The 20,244-nt window shown below is 71.8% G+C and carries 19 protein-coding genes; 8 read left to right on the forward strand and 11 right to left on the reverse strand.

Features of this window, described 5'->3' with window-relative positions; genetic code table 11:
- From HCU62_RS08995 to HCU62_RS09025, 6 genes are all read left to right on the forward strand, one after another.
- Positions 1-446, forward strand: a 446-nt coding sequence (locus HCU62_RS08995) for a hypothetical protein (protein ID WP_169755577.1), incomplete at its 5' end; no start/stop codon positions are given.
- A 922-nt stretch (positions 447-1,368) separates the two neighbouring features.
- Positions 1,369-1,971, forward strand: coding sequence for a nitroreductase family protein (locus HCU62_RS09000; RefSeq protein WP_163298748.1), 603 nt, complete (start codon positions 1,369-1,371; stop codon positions 1,969-1,971).
- Between the two features lie 229 nt (positions 1,972-2,200).
- Positions 2,201-2,926 carry a VOC family protein gene (locus HCU62_RS12930; RefSeq protein ID WP_374001942.1) on the forward strand — a complete coding sequence of 242 codons (726 nt, stop codon included), beginning with the start codon at positions 2,201-2,203 and terminating at the stop codon, positions 2,924-2,926.
- A gap of 64 nt (positions 2,927-2,990) precedes the next feature.
- Positions 2,991-4,055, forward strand: a complete 1,065-nt coding sequence (locus HCU62_RS09015; RefSeq protein ID WP_163298749.1) for a DUF2157 domain-containing protein — start codon at positions 2,991-2,993, stop codon at positions 4,053-4,055.
- Between the two features lie 93 nt (positions 4,056-4,148).
- The gene (locus tag HCU62_RS09020) at positions 4,149-4,583 is read left to right on the forward strand and encodes a DUF3617 domain-containing protein (RefSeq protein WP_163298750.1); all 435 of its coding nucleotides are present in this window, start codon (positions 4,149-4,151) and stop codon (positions 4,581-4,583) included.
- A 208-nt stretch (positions 4,584-4,791) separates the two neighbouring features.
- The gene (locus HCU62_RS09025) at positions 4,792-4,995 is read left to right on the forward strand and encodes a cold-shock protein (RefSeq protein ID WP_163298751.1); all 204 of its coding nucleotides are present in this window, start codon (positions 4,792-4,794) and stop codon (positions 4,993-4,995) included.
- 82 nt (positions 4,996-5,077) lie between these two features.
- Here HCU62_RS09025 and HCU62_RS09030 read toward each other — a convergent pair whose 3' ends face one another.
- The 7 genes from HCU62_RS09030 to HCU62_RS09060 form a co-directional block, all read right to left on the reverse strand.
- Positions 5,078-6,373 (reverse strand): DEAD/DEAH box helicase, encoded by a 1,296-nt coding sequence (locus tag HCU62_RS09030; protein WP_163298752.1) that lies wholly within the window; start codon positions 6,371-6,373, stop codon positions 5,078-5,080.
- 82 nt (positions 6,374-6,455) lie between these two features.
- Positions 6,456-7,715: a hypothetical protein gene (locus tag HCU62_RS09035; RefSeq protein WP_163298753.1), complete on the reverse strand. Its 1,260-nt coding sequence runs from the start codon at positions 7,713-7,715 to the stop codon at positions 6,456-6,458.
- The gene (locus HCU62_RS09040; RefSeq protein WP_163298754.1) at positions 7,715-8,404 is read right to left on the reverse strand and encodes an ABC transporter ATP-binding protein; all 690 of its coding nucleotides are present in this window, start codon (positions 8,402-8,404) and stop codon (positions 7,715-7,717) included. Before HCU62_RS09040 ends, HCU62_RS09035 begins: the two co-directional genes overlap by 1 nt.
- Entirely contained in the window at positions 8,401-9,639 is a 1,239-nt protein-coding gene (locus tag HCU62_RS09045) for an ABC transporter permease (protein ID WP_163298755.1), read from the reverse strand. Before HCU62_RS09045 ends, HCU62_RS09040 begins: the two co-directional genes overlap by 4 nt.
- 1 nt (position 9,640) lies before the next feature.
- On the reverse strand, positions 9,641-10,870 hold the full coding sequence (locus HCU62_RS09050) for an ABC transporter permease (protein WP_163298756.1): 1,230 nt from the start codon (positions 10,868-10,870) through the stop codon (positions 9,641-9,643).
- Positions 10,870-11,667 carry an outer membrane lipoprotein-sorting protein gene (locus HCU62_RS09055; RefSeq protein ID WP_309474803.1) on the reverse strand — a complete coding sequence of 266 codons (798 nt, stop codon included), beginning with the start codon at positions 11,665-11,667 and terminating at the stop codon, positions 10,870-10,872. The genes HCU62_RS09050 and HCU62_RS09055 overlap by 1 nt, the downstream gene beginning before the upstream one ends.
- Positions 11,668-11,712: 45 nt before the next feature.
- Positions 11,713-12,093 (reverse strand): DnaJ family domain-containing protein, encoded by a 381-nt coding sequence (locus tag HCU62_RS09060; RefSeq protein ID WP_309474804.1) that lies wholly within the window; start codon positions 12,091-12,093, stop codon positions 11,713-11,715.
- Between the two features lie 117 nt (positions 12,094-12,210).
- Here HCU62_RS09060 and recN point away from each other — a divergent pair, with 117 nt between their 5' ends.
- Both recN and HCU62_RS12870 read left to right on the forward strand, forming a co-directional pair.
- Complete coding sequence (recN, locus tag HCU62_RS09065; RefSeq protein ID WP_169755578.1) at positions 12,211-13,881, forward strand: DNA repair protein RecN; 1,671 nt, start codon at positions 12,211-12,213, stop codon at positions 13,879-13,881.
- Positions 13,882-14,874: a thiamine biosynthesis protein gene (locus HCU62_RS12870; protein ID WP_169755579.1), complete on the forward strand. Its 993-nt coding sequence runs from the start codon at positions 13,882-13,884 to the stop codon at positions 14,872-14,874.
- Positions 14,875-14,881: 7 nt separating this feature from the next.
- Here HCU62_RS12870 and HCU62_RS12705 read toward each other — a convergent pair whose 3' ends face one another.
- The 4 genes from HCU62_RS12705 to HCU62_RS09090 form a co-directional block, all read right to left on the reverse strand.
- On the reverse strand, positions 14,882-16,753 hold the full coding sequence (locus tag HCU62_RS12705; protein WP_169755580.1) for a M48 family metallopeptidase: 1,872 nt from the start codon (positions 16,751-16,753) through the stop codon (positions 14,882-14,884).
- A 29-nt stretch (positions 16,754-16,782) separates the two neighbouring features.
- A complete protein-coding gene (locus HCU62_RS09080) occupies positions 16,783-17,370 on the reverse strand; it encodes a LemA family protein (RefSeq protein ID WP_163298577.1) in 588 nt (195 codons plus the stop codon).
- Between the two features lie 306 nt (positions 17,371-17,676).
- Entirely contained in the window at positions 17,677-19,989 is a 2,313-nt protein-coding gene (locus HCU62_RS09085) for a multicopper oxidase domain-containing protein (protein WP_163298576.1), read from the reverse strand.
- A complete protein-coding gene (locus tag HCU62_RS09090; protein WP_163298575.1) occupies positions 19,986-20,174 on the reverse strand; it encodes a tautomerase family protein in 189 nt (62 codons plus the stop codon). Before HCU62_RS09090 ends, HCU62_RS09085 begins: the two co-directional genes overlap by 4 nt.
- Positions 20,175-20,244: the final 70 nt, after the last annotated feature.

The raw sequence follows: 20,244 nt of genomic DNA on the forward strand, positions 1-20,244 counted from the left end.
ACAATGGCATTAATATGAAAGTATCGATTTTTACGTTAATAATTGCCTCGATCGCTCTTTTTGTGACTAATTATCGAGTATGTGCTACCCCACAAAGTGGGTTGCCAATTGGTTTTGTTGGAGGTTGCGAAATTGATCTTAACGCAGACGGCAACCTTGATTTAGCCCTCTTGCTTAATACGGCGGAAGGTTATGAGCTTGTTGTTATGATGAGAATGGGAGAAAATATTAAAAGCTATGTAGTGACTAGTGCCAACTCAAAAACATTTCTTACGTGTCACTATGGAAAGGAATTAAAAGCAACAATCGCTGGTAAAGGAAAAAGAGAGCATGGCGAAACTTATCAAGTTAACGGCGCATATCTGATGCTTACCCAGCCGGAATCATCTGCTGCAGCTTATTTTTGGTCAAAAGATAAGTTTAAAGAAGTGTGGATCAGCGATTAGGCGGCAAACAGTACCACACTTTGGCATAATCCGTCGATCCTGAAAATCCTTTATCCAATAGAAATCATTGGCAAAAATACTATTCTTGCAAATTTCAGCCATGAAACCAAGAAAATCACCTCGTTATTGGTAAGAATGAAATATTAATTCCAAAACAAGCAATTGAAGATCTTGCAGATGTTAATTTACCTTGCGGAGTTTTTTTATGCAAAAAGATAATACCGTTATACTCTACTTGAAAGGTGGCGACGCTGCAGGCGCTTATACCGCAGCACTAAAAGTAAATGAAGACAAAGTAAGTTCTAGGACTATTACTTTTAATGACTTATGACTTGTCGATATCGAAGTTTATAATGTTTTTTTCAAAAGGAACCCTCCCATACTTCATTAAGCTGTAACGGCGATCCGGTCGACCTTGAAGTCGCGCCGCAGCATTGCCGCCGCCTGCCGGGCCAAGGCTCGCCCGCGTTGCAGGCGCTGGCGCTGCCGGGCCGCCGCCGCGGCCTGCCGCCGGTCGGCGGTACGGCGATAGGCGGCCAGGGCCTGGGGAGGAGAGGTGATCCGTTCGTTGGGCGCCGGTGATGGGCGGCATGGCGGGCTTTTCTGCTCGCGGCTGTTTTGTCTTTGAGGTGGGCAGAGGTGGTCGGGGAAATCAAGGGGAAAGCAGGGGGCCCCATTCCGCCGGCGCCATGGTCCAGGGAGCGGCGTTGCCCGGCGTGGGCTCGGTGGGAAGGTGAGGTCCATGCCCGGGGTGCGGTCGCGGCCGGCGTGGCGGAACTGCACGAAGAGACGGTGATCGCCGTAGACGCCGGCCGGGGGCCCGCATGGCGCGTCGCCCGGTGGCCCCGGCCCGCGTGGGACGCCGCCGGCGGATTCGTGCTATAAGGGACACAGGGATTATGCCGGGACGAGGAGGCGGCCCATGGAGACGCGGGATGCCATTCGCGCACGCCGGGCGGTGAAGCACTTCGACCCCCGCCACCGCATGACCGACGCGGAGGTCCGGGAGCTGCTGGAGCTGGCGGTGCTTTCGCCCACCGCCTTCAACATCCAGAACTGGCGCTTCGTGGTGGTGAAGGACCCCGAACTCCGGCGGCGGATCCGGGCGGCGGCCTGGGACCAGGCCCAGGTCACGGACGCCTCCCTCTTCATCGTGCTCTGCGCCGACCTCCGGGCCTTCGAGCGGAACCCGGCCCGCTATTGGCGAAACGCACCGCGGGAGGTACAGGACTTCATCCTGCCCGCCCTCGACGCCTACTACCGAGACAAGCCCCAGGTGCAGCGGGACGAGGCCATGCGTTCCTGCGGGATCGCGGCCCAAACCCTCATGCTGGCGGCCAAGGACATGGGCTACGACTCGTGCCCCATGGACGGCTTCGACTTCGAGGCCGTGGGCCGGTTGATTCGCCTGCCGCCGGACCACGTGGTGGCCATGTTCGTCGCCATCGGCAAGGGGATCCGGGAGCCCTGGCCCCGCGGGGGGCAGCTTCCCTTGGAAGAGGTGGTGATCGAGGACCGTTTCTGATGGTGGCGTGGCAAAAGATCGCCAACTGCTGCGTTCTTCGGATGCCCTCGCCATTGCGGCGCACCGTAGGGTACGCCTCATTCCTCGACATCCTGGCGCCTTGCGTTTGGCGGTTTTCGCTTGGCCATCCACCCAGAGGACTTTTTACGGGGCCATCTTGGAGGGCGCCGAGAGAATCGCCGGGCGGCGGCGTGGCCGTACCCGTGCGGTCCGAGGGAGGCATCCTGCCATGACCGTGTTTCCCCCCTTCTTCGCCGGTCTCCCGGAGGCCGACATCCCCCTGGAGGGCGTCCGGGCACGGCTCGTCCGGGGCGAGGGGCGGCAGGTGGTCTTCATGGAGTTCGACCGGGACGTGACCGTGCCGGAGCATGTCCACGGGGCCCAGTGGGGCGTGGTGCTCCGGGGGCGGATGGAGCTCGTCGTCTCGGGGGTGGCGAGGGGCTGCACCCGGGGCGAGACCTACTTCGTTCCGGCCGGAACGCCCCATGCCGCCCGGATCGAGGCCGGGTACGCGGACGTTTCCGTCTTCGACGAGCCCGGCCGCTACGCGCCGCGCCCGCGCCCGGGGGCGCCCGTGGAGGTGTGCGGGATCGACCACGTCGTCCTCACCGTGCGCGACGTGGCGGCCACGTGCGACTTCTACCGCCGCGCCCTGGGCATGCGGGTGGTGGAATTCGACGGGAGGAGGGCGCTCGCCTTCGGCGGCCAGAAGATCAACCTCCACGAGGCCGGCGGCGGGCCCGAGCCCAAGGCCGCCGCTCCCACGCCCGGGAGCGCCGACCTGTGCCTGGTGACATCGACGCCCGTTCCGGAGATCCTCGGGCACCTCGAGCGCGAAGGGATCCCGGTGGTGGAGGGGCCGGTCCGGCGGTCCGGGGCCCTGGGGCCCATGACCTCCGTCTACCTCCGTGACCCCGACGGCAACCTGGTCGAGGTCTCGCGGTACGAGGCGTGACGGCGGGGGGCGGCCGCGGCTGCGGGGCCGCCCGCAAATGCCCGGGAACGGGCGGGGAGGGCGGATGAAATTCCACAAGGACGACATGGAATGGGCCGTATCGGAGGGCCTGATCTCCGGGGAGCAGGCCGAACGGCTGTGGCACGCCCTCGAGGCCCGGGCCGGGGACCGGCCCCGCTTCGACCTCGCCACCGTGGCCGCCTACCTCGGGGCACTCATCGTGATCTCGGCCATGGTGTGGTTTCTCACCGACGCGTGGGAGCGGCTCGGCGGCTGGGGGATCTTCGCCGTGGCGGCGGTCTACGGCGCGGCCTTCGCGGCCGCCGGCCATCATCTCTTCTTCGCCCGGGGGCTCCGGGTGCCGGGCGGGCTCCTCTTCACGGTGGCGGTCTCCATGACGCCGCTGGCGGTCTACGGCCTGGAGCGGGGGCTGGGGGTCTGGCCCCAGGGGGACCCCGGCCCCTACCACGGCTTCCACGTCTGGGCGAAGGGGAGCTGGATCCTCATGGAGGCCGCCACGGCGGGGGTGGCCCTGGCGGTGCTCCGCCGCGTCCGGTTCCCCTTCCTCACGGCCCCGCTGGCCTTCGCCCTCTGGTACATGTCCATGGACCTGGCCCCCCTGCTCCTGGGGCGGGCGGAGCTGACCTGGAACGGGCGCCTGTGGGTCTCACTGTGGTTCGGCCTGGGGATGCTGGCGGCGGCCTTCGTGGTGGACCGGCGCACCCGGGAGGACTACGCCTTCTGGCTGTATCTCTTCGGGCTCCTGGCCTTCTGGGGCGGGCTCTCCCTCATGCGGAGCCACAGCGAACTCGCCAAGCTCTTCTACTGCCTGATCAACCTCGGGCTCCTGGTGCTGTCGGTGGTGCTCGACCGCCGGGCCTTCGCCGTCTTCGGGGCCCTGGGCGTCTTCGGCTACATCGGGCACCTGGCCCACGAGGTCTTCGAGGATTCCCTGCTGTTTCCCTTCGCCCTCAGCCTGGCGGGGATCGCGGTGATCGGGTTCGGCGTCTGGTACCAGCGGCGCCGGGCCGAGATCGAGGCGGCCATCCTACGCCTGGTGCCGGAGGGGATCCGGCGGCGGCTCCCCACGGCGAGGCCGGCCCCCGGGAACCGGCGGCGGCCGGAATGAGGCGGTGCCCCCCGCCGCGTTTTTCTGCTAGAATGGCCTTGTCGCGACCCCGGGCGGGCCTGCCGGGCCGGCCCGGGCAGAGAGGAGGGCATCATGCGCTTTCTCATTTCACCACTTGCAGCCTCGGCCCCCGCCGTCCTGCTGGCCGCCGTCCTGGCCGGCGCGGCGCCCGCGGCCGCCGCCGACATGAACCCCGGGCTCTGGGAGATCACCGCCAGAATGGAGATGGAGGGCATGCCCGTCCCCATGCCGGCCCACACGTATACCCAGTGCATCCGGGAGGAGCGGCCGGTGCCCGGGGGCGGGGACGGGCGCGACGACGCCTGTACCATGAAGGAGATGAAGGTCCGCGGCGACACGGTCACCTGGACCATGGTGTGCCCGGACCAGGGCGATGGCCCTACCCGCACCACGGGCCGGATCACCTACAAGGGCGACCGGTTCGAGGGGAACGTGGAGATGTCGGAGGGGGGCCGGGTCATGATGCGCCAGCGGCTGTCGGGGCGGCGGATCGGCCCCTGCCCCTGAGCCCGCACGCGCGAAAGTCCTTGACGCCCCCGGAAATTCCATATAATGTCGAGCCAGTCGCGGGGTTCGCCCCACGGCCGCGGAAAAGGATGGACGCGAAGTTGCACGGCGGGTTTTTCCCTATCCGGCAGGCTTTACGAACCATCGTCTCCAGCAGTCAAGGCCCACGGGCCTAGTATCATCTATGCACGGATAAGGAGGACTTGCCGTGGCAAAGGGAACAGTGAAGTGGTTCAACGATCGTAAGGGGTACGGGTTCATTTCCCAGGAGAACGGGCCGGACGTGTTCGTTCACTTCAGCGCCATCCTCGGGGAGGGCTTCAAGAGCCTCAGCGAGGGCCAGGCCGTGGAGTTCGAGGTGACCGACGGGCCGAAGGGCCCCCAGGCCTCGAAGGTGCAGCCCCTGTCCTAGGCAAGCCCTGCAGGCGGCAGATCCAAGGCGGGTACCGGAAGGTGCCCGCCTTTTTCGATGGCGCCGTGCGGGCCGGCCGCCTTCAGCGGGCGCGGGGGCGCCGCCTGCCGCGGCCGTCCTTTCGGGCCCGGGGGGCGCCGCCTCGACCCTGCCCGCGTCCCCGCCCGCCTTCCGCGCGACGCGCCCGGGTGGTGCGCTCGGGCCGTTTCGGGGTGACGAGGAGGTCCGCCTCCACCGGGGCCACGGGGATCTTCTCCCCGATGTACTCCTCGATGTCGGGCAGGGAGAAGACGTACTGCTCGCAGGCGAGGCTGATGGCCTCGCCGCTGGCCCCGATGCGGCCGGTTCGCCCGATCCGGTGGACGTAGTCCTCGGCGTCCTGGGGGAGGTCGAAGTTGAAGACGTGGCTCACCTCGGGGATGTGGAGGCCCCGGGCCGCGACGTCGGTGGCCACCATGAGGGGGATCTCGCCGGCACTGAAGCGCTCGAGCAACCGCTGGCGCTTGTTCTGGGGGATGTCCCCGGAGAGGACGGCGGCCTCGTGCCCGTTGGCCCGGAGGTAGGCCCGCACCCGCTCCGCGGCCCGCTTGGTGTTGACGAAGATGAGGGCCCGAGTGGGCCGCGCCCGCCGGAGCAGCCCCAGGAGCAGCGGGATCTTCTCCTCCATGGCCACGTGGTAGAGGACCTGGCGGACCTGGTCCGCCGTCACGTGCTCCGCCTCCACCTTGACCACCTCGGGGCTGGCCAGGTGCTCGTAGGCCAGCTCCGTGACCCGGAGGGAGAGGGTGGCCGAGAACATCATGTTGAGGCGTTGCTCCGGGGGCGGGGTGCGGCGCAGGAGATAGCGGATGTCGGCGATGAAACCGAGGTCGAACATCCGGTCGGCCTCGTCGATCACCACCACCTGGACGTAGTCCAGCCGGTAGACCTTCTGTTTCAGGTAGTCGATGAGACGGCCCGGGGTCCCGATGACGACGTCGGTGCCATTCCTGAGCGTCTCCCGCTGCTGGTCGTAGCCCGTCCCCCCGTAGACCAGGGCCATCCGGAAGTCGGTGTACCGGCCCAGGGCCTCGGCGTCGCGGTGGATCTGGATGGCGAGCTCCCGGGTGGGGGCCAGGATGAGGGCCCGGGGGTGGCGCCCCTTCTCCGGGGGCAGGGGATGGCGGATGAGGTGCTGGAAGGTGGCGAGGAGGAAGGCGGCGGTCTTGCCGGTTCCGGTCTGGGCCTGGCCCGCCACCCCCCGCCCCGCCAGGGCGATGGGCAGGGCCTTGGCCTGGATGGGGGTGCAGTGGGTGAAGCCCGCGTCGTCCAGTGCCCGCAGGAGGATCGGCTCGAGGTCGAGGTCGGTGAAGGGGATGTCGGTGAGGTGCTGGTCCATGGATCTCTGCCGCCGGGGCCGCCGGCCGGGCCACTATACCACACCGGGCCGCCGGGGCGCACCCGGGGGGGCGCGGCGGGTCCTAGAAGTACCACGCCGCGCGCAGCCAGGCGGCCTGGCCCGGGGCGGCGAGGGGCGCCCCGGGCCGCGGCCGCCAGCCCCCGAACTCCGTGCCGCCCGGGCCCACGGCCAGCGTGAGGCCGCCCGTCAAGACGAGGTCTTCCCGCCAGTCGTAGCGGAACCAGCCAAGGAGCAGGCCGCTGCCGTCGCCGAGGTTCCAGATGGCCGAGGGGAGGAGGTGGAAGAGCGGGGTCGCCTCCACGTCGAGCCCGGCGGCGAGGTAGTCGCGGCCCAGGGTGAAGGTCTCGCCCCGCTCCAGGCGCCCCGCCAGGGCGGGGTCTTGGGTGGCGGGCCGGACGTGGACCTGGCCGAGGCCGTCACGGTAGTACTCGGCGAAGCCGTGGACGTTCCGGCCCAGCCAGGTCCAGGAGCGGTCGAGGTTGGTCACCAGGGCGCCGGCGGTGGTGCCGCGGCGGAGCCGGGTCAGGGTGAAGGCCCCGCGCCAGACGGCCCCCCCGAGGGCCACGGCCCAGCCGGCCCCCGCCACGTCTTCCCCGTGGCGGCGGGCGTAGAGGAGGTCGACCCCGGCTCCTGCCAGGAACCCGTGGAACTTCAGGGCCAGGGTGCTCTCCCCTGCCTCGAGGTCGGCGCCGTCCGGGTCGCGGCGCGGGACGATCACGGCCTGGAGGTCGGCGCCGCCGGGAAGGAGCCACTGGGCGTAGGCCATGTCGTCGCCCGCCTTGTACTCCGTGTCCACCGCCGCCGGGGGAAAGGGGTTCACCAGGTCCATGGGGTGGAAGACGAGGCCCTCGCCCCAGGTCACGGCCTGGCGGCCGAGGCGGAGGACGAGGCGCTCGGCGGCGTAGCCCACGTAGAGCCGGTCCAGGCGATGGACCGCCGCCACGTGGTCGTCGCCCGTGAGGCGGCGGGTCAGGTCCACCGCCCGGCGCTCGTCCTCGGGCAGGAGCGCCCCGCCGGGCGGGGCGGACCCGGCCCGCGCCGCGGCCCGGGCGGCGGCGGGGGTGTCGCCCGCCAGCGCCAGCACCTCGTAGTGGACGGCCCACTCCCAGGGGCCGGACCGGGCCTCGGCCAGGAGGCGGAGGTCGCCGGAGAGGTCGGTGGGGTAGCGGTCGCCGAAGGCGGCCGCCAGGTCGTCCGGCCGGTGCCGGGCCTGGGCGGGCTGGAGCTTCAGGTAGCCGCCGATCCGGCCCTCGGCCCCCCGGGCCGCGGGCCCCGGGGCGAGGAGCCAGAGGGCCAGGAGCGCGGCCAGCCGGCGCTTCATTACTCCACCCGCCGGTCCGCCACGATCCGCCCGTCGGTGAGGGTGACCAGCCGGCGCGCGTGCTCCATGACCCGCGGGTCGTGGGTGGCCACCACGAGGGTGACGCCCCGTTCCCGGTTCATCCGCTGGAGGAGGCGCATGAGGGCCTCGGCGGTGGCGGAGTCGAGGTTGGCCGTGGGCTCGTCGGCGAGGACCAGGTCCGGGTTGGTGACGATGGCCCGGGCCACGGCCACCCGCTGCTGCTGGCCGCCGGAGAGCTCGCCGGGGCGCCGGTCCTCGAGGCCGGAAAGGCCCACCTCGGCGAGGATCTCCGCCGCCCGCCGCCGGGCCTCGCGCCGGCCGACGCCCTGGAGCAGCATCACGAACTCCACGTTCTCGACGGCGGAGAGCACCGGGACCAGGTTGTAGGCCTGGAAGACGAAACCGATGTGCCGGAGGCGCATCTCCGCCAGCTCCGCCGGGCCCATGCGGTCGAGGCGGCGGCCCGCCACGGTGACCGTGCCGCCGGTGGGGCGGTCGAGGCCGCCCACGAGGTTGAGGAGCGTGGTCTTGCCGGAGCCCGACGGCCCCGAGAGGCAGAGGAACTCGCCGGGGGCCACGTCGAGGTCCAGGCCGTCGAGGGCGGTCACCTCCACGGCGCCCTGGCGGTAGCGGCGGGTGAGCCCCCGGCACGAGACGGTGGCCGTCATGCCGACGCCCTCGCGATGCTCTCCACCGGCAGCGTCCGGGCGGCCCGCCAGGCGGGGTACAGGGCGGCGGCCATCCCCAGGACGATGACCAGCAGGTTGGCCGCCAGGGCGTCCCCGGCCGTCCACTCGAGGGGGATCACGTGGCCGAGGCCGGCCAGGGCCGCGCCCCGGGCGAAGGCGGAGACGTCGATGCCCTCCCCGGAGGCGGCCACGGTGAGGACGGCGGCGAGGTTGCCGGCGGCGAGCCCCAGGGCCAGGAGGAAGAAGGCCTCCAGGAGCACCTGGGCCACCACCGCGCCGGGCCGCATCCCCAGCGCCCGGAAGAGCCCGAATTCCCGCGTCCGCTCGAAGACCGCCATGAGGAGGGTGTTCACCAGGCCGAAGGCCATGGCGAGGAAGACGATGAGGTACCAGATGACGCTGAAGCGCTGGCTGAAGGCCACCCGGAGCCCCAGGATGGGCTCGAGGACGTTCCAGGGCTGGACGTCGAGGTCCGGGGCGGCGGCCCGGAGCCGGCGGAGCACCGGGGCGATGCGTCCCCGGTCCGTCACCGCCAGGGCGATCTCGGAGATGTCGCCTCCGATGCCGAGCATCCGCTGGGCGGTCTCGATCCCCGTGAAGGCGAAGGCCTTCTCCGTGGCCTCGAGCCGTGCCCCGAAGACCCCCACCACCCGGAAGCCCCGGCTGGCGATGACGTTGGCCGCGTCCTGGCTCATGACCACCACCCGCTTGCCGACCCGGGTCTCGAGGTGCCGGGCCAGCCGCCGGCCGAGCAGGATCCCGGGGTCCCCCGGTCCCTCGAGCCCGCGTCCCCGCACCACGGCGCCGGGGATGAAGGAGAGGCCCCGCTCGGCCGCGGGGTCGATCCCCACCAGCACCACCCCGGCCGACTCGCGCTCGCTGGCCACCACCGCCGGCACCCGCACCCGGGGGGCCCAGGCCCGGACGCCGGGGGCGTCCAGGGCCCGGCGGAGCGCCGGGGAGGGGGGCGGCATGCGGTGGTCCACCACCGGGTCGTCCCGGTAGCCGGGGGCATGGACCTGGACGTGGCCCGTGAGGTTCCGGATGGTCTCCTCCACCACCTGGTCGATGGCGCCGCGCATGAAGGCCGCCGAGACCACCATGGTCCAGCTGCCGGCGGCCACGGCCGCGAGGAGGACCGCCGTCCGCCCGGGCCGGCGCCAGAGGTTGCGCCAGCCGAGGAGCGCGAGGAAGGCGAGACGCCGCGGCCGCATCTTACGCCGCCTTCAGGGCCTCCAGCGGCCGGAGGCGCCGGGCGCGGAGGGCGGGGTAGAGGGCCGAGAGCATGGCGGCGGCGAAGACCGCCGCCGGCCCGGAGCCGAGGGTGAAGGGCGTGAACCGGGGCCGGATGGCGCTGGGCATGTTGAAGTGGGCGGCCAGTTCCTCCATGCCCGGGATGGAGAAGCCGTGGACGTAGAACCAGGCGTTCACCGCCACACCCAGGCACTCGCCCAGGCAGAGGCCGAGCAGCGTGAGCACCAGGGCCTCGAGCAGCACCATGGCGCCGATCCGCCGGGGCCGCATCCCCAGGGCGAGGAGCAGGCCGAACTCCCGGGTCCGCTCCAACACGGACATGAGGAAGGTGTTCATGATGCTGAAGGTGATGACCACCACGAGGGCCGCGTAGAAGAACCAGCTCGAGGCGAAGTCGAGATCGATGAGCTCCTTCATGCCGGGCAGGAGCCGGTCCCAGGTGAGGACCACGAGGTCTTCCCCGGGCGGAAGGGCCGCGCGGACCCGGCGCTCCAGGTTCCCGAGTTCCGCCACGCCCCGTCCCCGGACCACCACGGCGTGTCCCGCCCCGTCCATGCTGAAGACCTCCTGGAAGGTCCCCAGGGGGATCTCCACGAAGCCCCGGTCCACCTCCGCGGAACCGGTCTCGAAGATCCCCGCCACCGGGACCGCCACGGCGGCCACGGACCCGTCCCGGCCGGTGCCGAGCAGCGTCAGCTCGCCGCCCACGTCGAGGTGCAGGTTGCGGGCCAGGCGCCGCCCCACCACCGCCTCCATGGCGTGGTCGCCGGAGAGATAGCGCCCCCGCCGGACGAGGCCCGGGATGTTCGAGACCCCGGGCTCGCGCCGGGGGGCCACGCCCACCACCTGGATGCCGTAGCTTCGGGTGGCGGAGGAGGCCAGGGCGAAGCCGTAGGCCCGGGGCGCGGCCGCCGCCACTCCGGGGACGCGCCCGATGCGGTCGGCCAGCTCCCGCACCCGGGCGACGGCGGTCCGCATCTTGGGGGCGTCGAGGTAGCCCGCCCGCTGGACCTGGAGGTGGCCGTAGAAGATCCGGACGGTGTTGTCGATGGTCATGGCGTAGCTGCCCATCTGGAGGCCGATGTTGAAGACCAGGAGCCCGGCGCCGAAGGCGATGGCGGCCAGGGTGAGCCAGGTGCGGCGCCGGTTGCGCCAGATGTTGCGCCAGGCGAGCCGGACGAGGATCGGCATCAGAACCTCCTCGGGTTCCGCAGGGCCGAGAGGGTGAAGGCCGCCTCGGGGATCCGGGCCCCGTAGGCCACCCGGCGCACCCGGACCTCGGTCCATTCCCCCGGGGCCTCGACCTTTTCCATGCGCTGGCGGGCCGCGGTGGGGCGCCCGCCCATCACCCGGACCTCCAGGGTCCGCATGCGCTTGACGAGCCGGCCGTCCTGGTCGTAGAAGTCGTGGCCGAGGAGGACCTCGTCGTCGCGGATCCGCACCACCTCGCGGCCCCAGACCACGGGGGCCGATTCCAGGGGCACGGATTCCACCACGTAGACCTCGCGGCCGCCGTCCCGTTCCACGCCCAGCAGCCGGTGCCGGTAGCGGTCCACGATCTCGTCGGAGCGGGCCACGTCGTTGTTGGAGAAGTCGGAGCCCATCCAGCTCTGGTGCATCATGCTGGCCGGGATCCGGATCACCCGGTTCACCTTCGGGCTGAAGCTCCACATGGTCCCCTTGACCAGGAGGGTCCCGGTGCCGGCGTCCTTCTTCGGGGCCAGGACCCGGACGAGGGTCCGGTCGCTGCCCAGGGTGAGGACCCGGAGGACCAGGGTCCGCTCCCAGTCGGGCCGGTGGATGGTCATCTCCACCACGGAGTCGGACGAGGTGCCCCGCCAGTAGTCGATGGCGGCCTTGACCAGGGCCCGGGGGTCGGGCCTCCCGGGGGCGGACGCCGCCGCGCCGCCGCGGGGGGCGGCCAGCAGCGCAAGGGCGAGGAGGATCGGGATCGCCCGGCGGCGCCGGGCCGGCTGGTGGGTGTGCACGCCGGTATTACAGCACAGGCGGGCGGTTTTGGCCAGTGGGCCGCGTCAGCGGCGGACCTGCACCCGTTCCACCACCTTGCGGTAGTAGACCTGGTCCACCTCGAGGTTGACGGGCCGGCGGCGGCGGAGGTTGATCCGGGTGACGAGCAGGTTGAGCTTCTGGACCTGCCGGTAGCGTTCCCCCTCGTCTTCCAGGTGGCGGAGGAGCTCGGCGGTGGAACGGAGCTCGCGTTCCTCTTCCAACTCGGGGGGAAGGTAGCCGGCGTTCTTGAGCATCTTGTAGGCGAGGCGGAGATCGGGGGGCACGAAGGTGTCGTCCTCGAAGCGGAGGGGCCGCCCCGCGCCGGGGAGGTCGTCGAGCTCCCCCCGCTCCTGGGCCTCCCGGATCCGCTGCTCGGCGATCATCTCGAGGAAGCGAAGGCTCACGGCGGCCTCCTGGGTCATCCCGGTTGTTCCGCGGCGGCGGATGGGGTAAAAGTGGAAAACTCCAAGGGGCTTATTGCGAAAAAATTATACCCCGCCCGGCCCGCCCGATCCACAGCCATGCTCGCCGAACTCCTCCTCGAGAACTTCGTGCTCATCGACCGGGCCGCCCTGGCCTTTCCGCCCGGGTTCACGGTGCTCACCGGCGAGACCGGCGCGGGCAAATCCCTCATGGTCCGGGCGGTGCAGCTCATCCTCGGCGACCGGGGCGGCGCCGACGTGGTCCGCACCGGCGCCGAGCAGGGAAGCATCCAGGCCGTGCTGGAGCCGGGGGAGGGGGCCCGGGCCTTCCTGGAGGAGCGGGGGATCGAGGCGGGCGAGGACGACGGCCTCATCCTGCGCCGGGTCTTCTCCCGGGGCGGCCGCGGGCGGATCTACGTCAACGGGGTCCTGGTGACGCTCCAGGACCTTCGCGCCCTCACGGGGGGGCTCGTGAGCCTCGCCGGCCAGCACGACTACCAGCACCTGCTCCGGCGCGAGAGCCACGGCCCGTGGCTGGACCGGTTCGGCGGCCTGGAGGACCGGGCGACCCGGGTCCGGGCCCTCCACCGGGAGGCGGCGGCCGTGCGCCGGGCCCTCGAAGAGGCCCGCGCCGGCCGGGCGGCCCGGGAGGAGGCGCTGGAGCGGCTCCGGGCCGAGGCCGGGGAGATCGACGCCCTGGCCCCCCAGCCCGGCGAGGACGAGGCCCTGGAGGCCGAGCGCCGGGTGCTCCGCCACGCCGCCACCCTCCGGGAGATCGGCGAACGCTGCCACGGGGCCCTCTACGCCGAAAAGGGCGCGGTCTGCGAGGTGCTCGCCCGCTGCCGGCAGGACCTCGAGCGCATGGCCGCCCTGGACGAACGGCTGGCCCGCACCCTGGAGGATCTCCAGTCCGCGGCCTTCCAGGCAGAGGAGGCGGCCTTCGCCCTGCGGGACTACCTCCAGGACCTCCCCGCCGACCTCTCCCGGCTGGAAGAGGTGGAGGAGCGGCTCCACCGCCTCGAGCGCCTCAAGCGCACCTACGGCCCGGAGCTGGCCGACGTCCTGGAATACCGGCGCGGGATCGACGCCCGCCTGGCCGACCTCGAGCGGGGGGGCGGCGACGAGGAGCGCCTGGCGGCGGAGCTGGCGCGGTTCGAGGCCGAGCTCCTCGATGCGGCCCGGGAGCTGTCCGAGGCCCGGAAGGCCGCCTCCGGCGACCTGGCCCGGGCGGTCATGGAAGAGCTTTCGGGCCTCAAGCTCGACCGGGCCTGGTTCGAGGTGGGGGTCCAGGCCCCGGCCGAGCCCACGCCCGCCGACGTGGGGCCCGAAGGGCTCGACCGGGTGGAGTTCCTCTTCTGCCCCAACGTGGGGGAGCCCATCCGGCCGCTGGCGGCCATCGCCTCGGGCGGCGAGCTCTCCCGGGTGACCCTGGCCCTTCGGGCGGCCCTGGCCCGAAGAGGCGGCATCGAGACCGTCATCTTCGACGAGATCGACGCGGGCCTCGGCGGCGAGGTGGCGGACCGGGTGGGCCAAAAGCTCAAGGCCCTCTCCGCCGCCGGCCAGGTCATCGCCATCACCCACTTCCCCCAGATCGCCGCCATGGCGGATCACCACCTGGTGGTGGAGAAGTCCGTGGAGGGCGACCGCACCGTCACCCGGGTCCGCCGGGTGGAGGGGGAGGAGCGGGTGGCGGAGATCGCCCGCATGCTCGGCGGCGAGCCGGAGGCGGCCCTGGCCTACGCCCGGGGCCTGGTGGGGAGGCCGGGCTAGGTGGCAACGGGGATCGTCCTCTTCTCCGGGGGCCTCGACAGCATCCTCGCCTGCCGCCTCCTCATGGAGCAGGGGGTGCGGGTGACGGCGCTCCGGTTCATCACCCCCTTCTTCGGCCACGGGATAAAGGGCGGAGAGGCGGCCGAGGCCGAGCGGGTCCGCCGGGCCTACGGGATCGAGCTCCGGGTGGAGGACGTCTCCGTGCCCTACCTCGAGCTGGTCAAGGCCCCGCCCCACGGCTACGGCCGGTACATGAACCCCTGCATCGACTGCAAGATCTTCATGATCCGGGAGGCCCTGGCCCGCCTCGAGCCCCTCGGCGCCGACTTCGTGGCCACCGGCGAGGTGGTGGGCCAAAGGCCCATGTCCCAGCGGCGGGACACCCTGCGCCACATCGAGAAGGCCGCGGGGGCCGAGGGGCGGCTGCTCCGCCCCCTCTGCGCCCGGCGGCTTCCGCCCACCCGCCCCGAGCTGGAGGGGTTGGTGGACCGGGAGCGCCTTCTGGGGATCGCCGGCCGGGGCCGGAAGGAGCAGATGGCCCTGGCGACGCGCTACGGCATCCGCGACTATCCCACCCCCGCCGGGGGGTGCGTGCTGGCGGACCCCATCCTCTCGCGCCGGTTCCGGCGGCTCTTCGACCTCTGGCCGGACTTCGGGGTGGCGGACGCCGTGCGGGCCCAGCTGGGGCGGCAGTTCCTGCTCCCCGGCGGGTCCTGGCTGCTGGTGGGGCGGAACCGGGACGAGAACGCCCGGATCCTCGCCCTGGCGGGGCCCGAGGATCTCACCCTCCGCCTCGCCGACCGCCCGGGGCCCCTGGGGCTGCTGGCGCGGCGGGGCGAGGCGGCCGACGAGGAGCTGGCCGCCCGGATCCTGTGCCGCTACGCCCGGGGCGGCGGCGGCCGGGTCCGTGTCCGGGGGGGCGGCGGGCCGGACCGGGTGGTCGTGGTGGCCGATCCGCTGCCGGGGGCCGAGATCGAGGCCCTCCGGGTCTGATCCGGGGTCAGGCCGCCGCGGCGGGTTGGTGCGGCGGGATGGGGACGTCCAGGGCCTCGGCCACCGCCCGGAGGAGTTCCCCCTCCCGCGGGCGGAGCGTCCCGTCGGCCATGACGCACTCGGCGCAGGCCTCGAGGACCCGGCGGCGGAGGGGCGGCGCGAGGCGGGCCAGGGCCTCGAGGTGGCGGCGCAGGCCGGCCAGCGAGCAGGCCGAGCGGGGGGTCTGGGGGATGTCCGCGCCGGTGAGGCGGGCCAGCCCCCGCCGGTAGGCGGCGGCGGAGGCCTCAGGCCCGCCCCCGGCGTGGGCCAGCAGGGAGAGGAGGGCGGCCGCCTCGCCCAGCACCGGGTCGAGGGTGCCGAGGGCCGCCGGTTCCCGCTCCCATGCCTCCGGCCGGAGGCGGCGTTCCAGCACCACCTGGAGCACGAACTCGAAGAGGGTGAGGCGTCCGTCCTCCCGGACCAGGGCGTCCACGGTCTCCAGGAAGGCCCGCCGGTCGCCCTCCGGCATGCGCCGGAGGGCCGGGAGGGCGAGGTCCAGGAGGGGCAGGCGGGCGGCGGGGCCCAGCTCCCGCACCGCGGGGGCGAGCCGGTGGGCCAGGCGGGCCACCGGGGCGTCTTCCCGGGCCGTGAGGGGCGAGGTCTCCTGTCCTCCCGCTGTTTCCCCCGAGCGCACCAAGGCGTAGACCAGGGCCCGGGCCCCCGGGAAGGTCCGGGCGGCGCGCCGGACGGCCGGGGGGAGCCCCTCACGGAACCGGACGGCGAAGGCGAGGGCCACCGGCGACAGGTCCCCGGCGCGGCCCACCACCGCCTCGGGGGAGGCCGGCCGGCCGCCGGCCTCCCGCCCGTCCTCGGCCGCCGGGCGGACCCGGATCGCCCCCCGCACCCGGCCCGAGGGGTCCAGGGCCCGTACCCGTTCCGGCACCGTGGGGTGGGTGGCCAGGAACCGGGCCCGGGCCGCCTTCAGGGTCTCCCCGAAGCACATGTGGCTCATCTCCTCGGCGTGGAGGTTCCGGAGGCGGCTGCCGGCCTCGGCGGCCTCGATCTTGAGCAGGGCCCCGACGATGCCCGCCGGGTTCCGGGTGAACTGGACGGCGGCGGCGTCGGCCAAGAGCTCCCGCTGCCGGGCGATGGCGGCCTTGATCAGGCGGCCGAAGAAGACCCCCACGGCCCCCGCCAGGTAGAGGGCCAGGGCCGCCAGGATCCAGAACCCGCCGGCGTGGATTCGGATCCGCCGCCTGGAGCGGGTGCTGGTCCCGCCCCGCAGCATGGCCCGGCCCATCTGGCCCATGGCGAGGATGCCGGCGAGCACCGAGACGAGGCGGAGGTTGATCCGCATGTCGCCGTTCAGGATATGGCTGAACTCGTGGGCCACCACGCCCTGGAGCTCGTCCCGGGTGAGGGTGTCCAGGGCGCCCCGCGTCACCACCAGGACCGAGGCCGACGGGGTGAACCCCGCCACGAAGGCGTTGATGCCCGGTTCGCCGTCGAGGACGTAGAGCTCGGGGGCGGGGAGGCCGGCCGCGATGGCCATCTCCTCCACCACGTTGGAGAGGCGGCGTTCCGCCGGGGTGGCGCCGCCGTGTTCCACGCGGCGGGCGCCGACGAGGGCGGCCAGCCCCCGCCCCCCGCTCCGGAGCTGGATGTGGCGGCGCAGGGTCCCGCCGAGGATCACCGCCAGCGTGGCGGCGGTGACGACGAGCCACCAGGGGCGCTCCAGCCAGCCCGCTCCGCCCGCCGGGGGGAGGTCGCCCGACCACCGCGCCGCCAGGAAGACGGCCAGGTTGGCCGCGGCCACGGTGAGGATCACCGCCGCCGCGAACAGGATCACCAGGACCGCCGTCCGCCGGCGGGCCCGGTCCTGGCGCTCGAAGAAGTCCATGACGGGTCCCGGGCCGATCGCCCGTGCCGCTAGTCGAAGGCGACCCGGACGGGCCGGCGCACTTCCCGCTCCTCCACCTCGAAGGGCTGCGCCGGGCGGAAGCCCGCGGAGCCGCCCACCACGTTGTGGGGAAACTGCTCGAGGTAGGTGTTGTAGGTCATGACGGCGTCGTTGAAGGCCTGGCGGGCGAAGGCCACCTTGTTCTCGGTGGAGGACAGTTCCTCCATGAGCTGCCCCATGGTCTGGTTGGCCTTGAGGTCGGGGTAGTTCTCGGCCACGGCGAAGAGTCGGCCCAGGGAGGCGGTGAGGGCCGAGTCGGCGCCCATGAGGGAACGGACGGCCGCCGCGTCCTCGGGGCGGCGCGAGGCCGCCCGGCCCGCCGCAGCCGCCCGGTCCCGGGCCTGGATGACGGCCTCGAGGGTCTCCCGCTCGTGCTTCATATAGGCCTTGGCGGTCTCCACCAGGTTGGGGATGAGGTCGTAGCGGCGCTCGAGCTGCACGTCGATCTGGGCGAAGGCGTTCCGGAACCGGTTCCGAAGGGCCACCAGCCGGTTGTAGACGGCGACGGGGTAGGCCAGTGCGAGGAGCAGGAGCCCGAGGAACACGTAGTCGATCATGGGAAGCATCCTTTCGGCCGTTTCGGCGGGGTCTCTCGTCCACCTTTCGGCACGGCGGCAACGGACCTTGAGGAGGAGGGGGACGAGGGGGCGGGGATGTGCCGGCTGCAGCACCGCCGCCGGGAGGCCGTCAAAAAAAAGCAGCCGGAATCCCGAAAGACGCCGGCTGCCCAGGGGAGGGAGGGGAGATGTCACCCGGAGGCAACCTCCGAGTTTAGAAACAAAATAATTCAATAAAGAATCTTGTCAAGAGGGGCCCCGGCGGCCGGGCGGGGCGGGGGGATGGATCACGCGGAAGAGCCGTCCTCAGAACCGGGCCTCCAGGCCGGCCCCGAACCCGTAATCCGAGTGCCACTCGCCCCTCAGGAACCACGACCGGCTCACCCGGTAGAGAAGGCCGGCCCGGCCCTCCCAGAAGTCGCGGGTGTCGTACTCGGCACCGCCGAAGAGTTCCAGCCGGGGCGTGAGGGGCAGGTGCCTGTCGAGGCTCACCCGGGCGCCCCCGTCGCTGTCCACCCAAGCCCGGGACTCGATGCCGAGGGGCAGGAGGTAGCGGAGGCCGAGGACGCCCCGCGTGTGGTCCGTCACCCGGCCGTCCCCGAGCATGTCCGCCCCGGCGAAGGCGGTGAAGAACCGGTCGAAGTAGCGGTCCCAGGTGAGGATGCCCTCCCATTCCACGGGTCCGACGTCCTGCCAGCCCACTTCCCACTCCGCGGTCACGATGTTGCGCGTGTTGGAGACGGTGACCGCCCCCTCGGTCATGTGGCTCATGACCGAGGCCCGGGCCCAGGCCAGCCAGGCGTCCCGCCGGAGCGCCCCCCGCAGTCCGGCCACCGCCGGGCCCGGCGGAAAACCCTCGTAGTGGACCACCCGCGCCATACCGCTCTTCATGTGGTAGAGCAGGTGGCAGTGGAAGAACCAGTCCCCGGTCTCGTCGGCGAGGAACTCGATGACCGTGGTGGACATGGGCGCCACGTCCACGGTGTGTTTCAGGGGGGCGCGGTCGCCCTGGCCGTTGAGCACCCGGAAGAAATGCCCGTGCAGGTGCATGGGATGGTGCATCATGGTCCGGTTGACCATGACGAAGCGGACGATCTCCCCCCGCCGGATCCGGATGGTGTCCTCCTCCGAGAGGGTCCGGCCGTTGAGGGTCCAGACGTAGCGCTCCATGTCCCCGTCCAGGGTCAAGCGGACGACACGGACGGGGTGCCCGGGCGGGGGCGCCGTCCGCCGGACGGCGCGCAGGCGGGGATAGGGAGGGCCGGGCCGCCGGGGGTCCATGCCGTCCACGGCGAGGGCCGCCGAGGCGGCCACGTCGGCGCCCAGCCACCCGAAGTCCGTGTCGTGGCGCTCGACCAGGGGCGGCACGGCCCCGACCGGCCCTTCCGAGGCCCCGCCGCGGTGCATCCCCGGTTCCTCCGGCATTTTCATGGCCCCGTGCCCGCCGTGGCGATCCATCTCCATGGCGCCCATGCGGCCCATCCCCGCCATCCCGGGCCGGTCGAACCGGCCGGCCGCGACGTCGCGGTCCGGCATGCCCATGGCACCCGCCGGGGTCAGGGCGAAGACGCGGGCCAGGTCCAGACCGCCCATCACCGCGTAGAGGTCGGGCCGGGGCACCGCGGGGGCCGGGTGTCGCGGTCCGGCCCCCAGCCACACCGAGGCCCGCCCCGAGCCGTCGTGGGCCGTGGCCCGCAGTTCGTAGGCCCCGCCGCCGGGCACCCGGACGCGCACGTCGTAGGTCTCCGCCACGGCGATGAGCAGGCGCTGCACCGGGACGGGCTCGACCTCCTGCCCGTCGGCGGCCACCACGGTGAGGGGGCCGCCGGCGAACTCGACGAGGAAGTACGTGGTGGCGGACCCGTTGATGATCCGGAGCCGGATCTCTTCCCCGGGGGCCGCCCGGAGGGTGGATTCGGGCCGGCCGTTGGCGAGGAAGCGGTCGTAGGCGACGTCGGCGATGTCCATGGGCGGCATCCGGAGCAGCTCGCGCCGGAAGAAGTCCCCCAGCCGCCCCGCCTTGGCGGCGCCGAGGAGGCTCTGCGCCGCCCCCTTCCGGAAGGCGTACCATTCGCTGCCGCGCTTGAGGGTCCGGAACACGGAGGCCGGGTCCTCGTCGGTCCAGTCGGACAGGACGATCACGTGGTCCCGCTCCGGCCTGCTCGGGCGAGCGGGCCGGATGACGATCCCCCCGTAGACGCCGCTCTGCTCCTGCAGCTCGGAGTGGGAATGGTACCAGTACGTCCCGCTCTGGCGGATGGGAAACTCGTAGGTGAAGGTGGCCCCGGGGGCGATGGGCGGGAAGCTCACGTACGGCACGCCGTCCATCCCGGGCGGCACGAGGACCCCGTGCCAGTGGATGGACGTCGGGACGTCCATAGCGTTGTGGACGCGGATCCGGGCCCGGTCACCCTCCCGGAAGGCCAGGACGGGCCCCGGGATGGTCCCGTTGACGGTCATGCCGGTGGCCGGGCGGCCGGTGACGTTCACCGGCCCGCGGGCGATGGTGAGCTCGTAGGTGACCAGCGCCGCCCGGGCGGACCCGTTCCAGGGGGCCGGGATCCAGCCGAGGAGGGCGAGGAGGAGGGCGAAGGCGGACGCGCCGCCCCGCGGGCTCATTGCGGTTCGTCCAGGAGACGCCCGCCCTGGGCGATGTTTTCCCGCTCCACCTCGTCGATGAAGACCAGGATGGTGTTGGAGGGCTTCCCGGCCACCCGGGAGATGACCTCGGTCACGCCCCGGCTGATCTCGGCCTTCTGTTCCCGTGAGAGCCTTCCGGCCACGCGGATGTTCACGTAGGGCATGGGGGGGTCCTCCTCTACCTTCAAGGCGCCTTGCCGGCGCCGCGGAGATGCGGCGGCGGGGGGCCGCCGC

The sequence above is a fragment of the Dissulfurirhabdus thermomarina genome, assembly GCF_012979235.1.
GTDB lineage: Bacteria > Desulfobacterota > Dissulfuribacteria > Dissulfuribacterales > Dissulfurirhabdaceae > Dissulfurirhabdus > Dissulfurirhabdus thermomarina.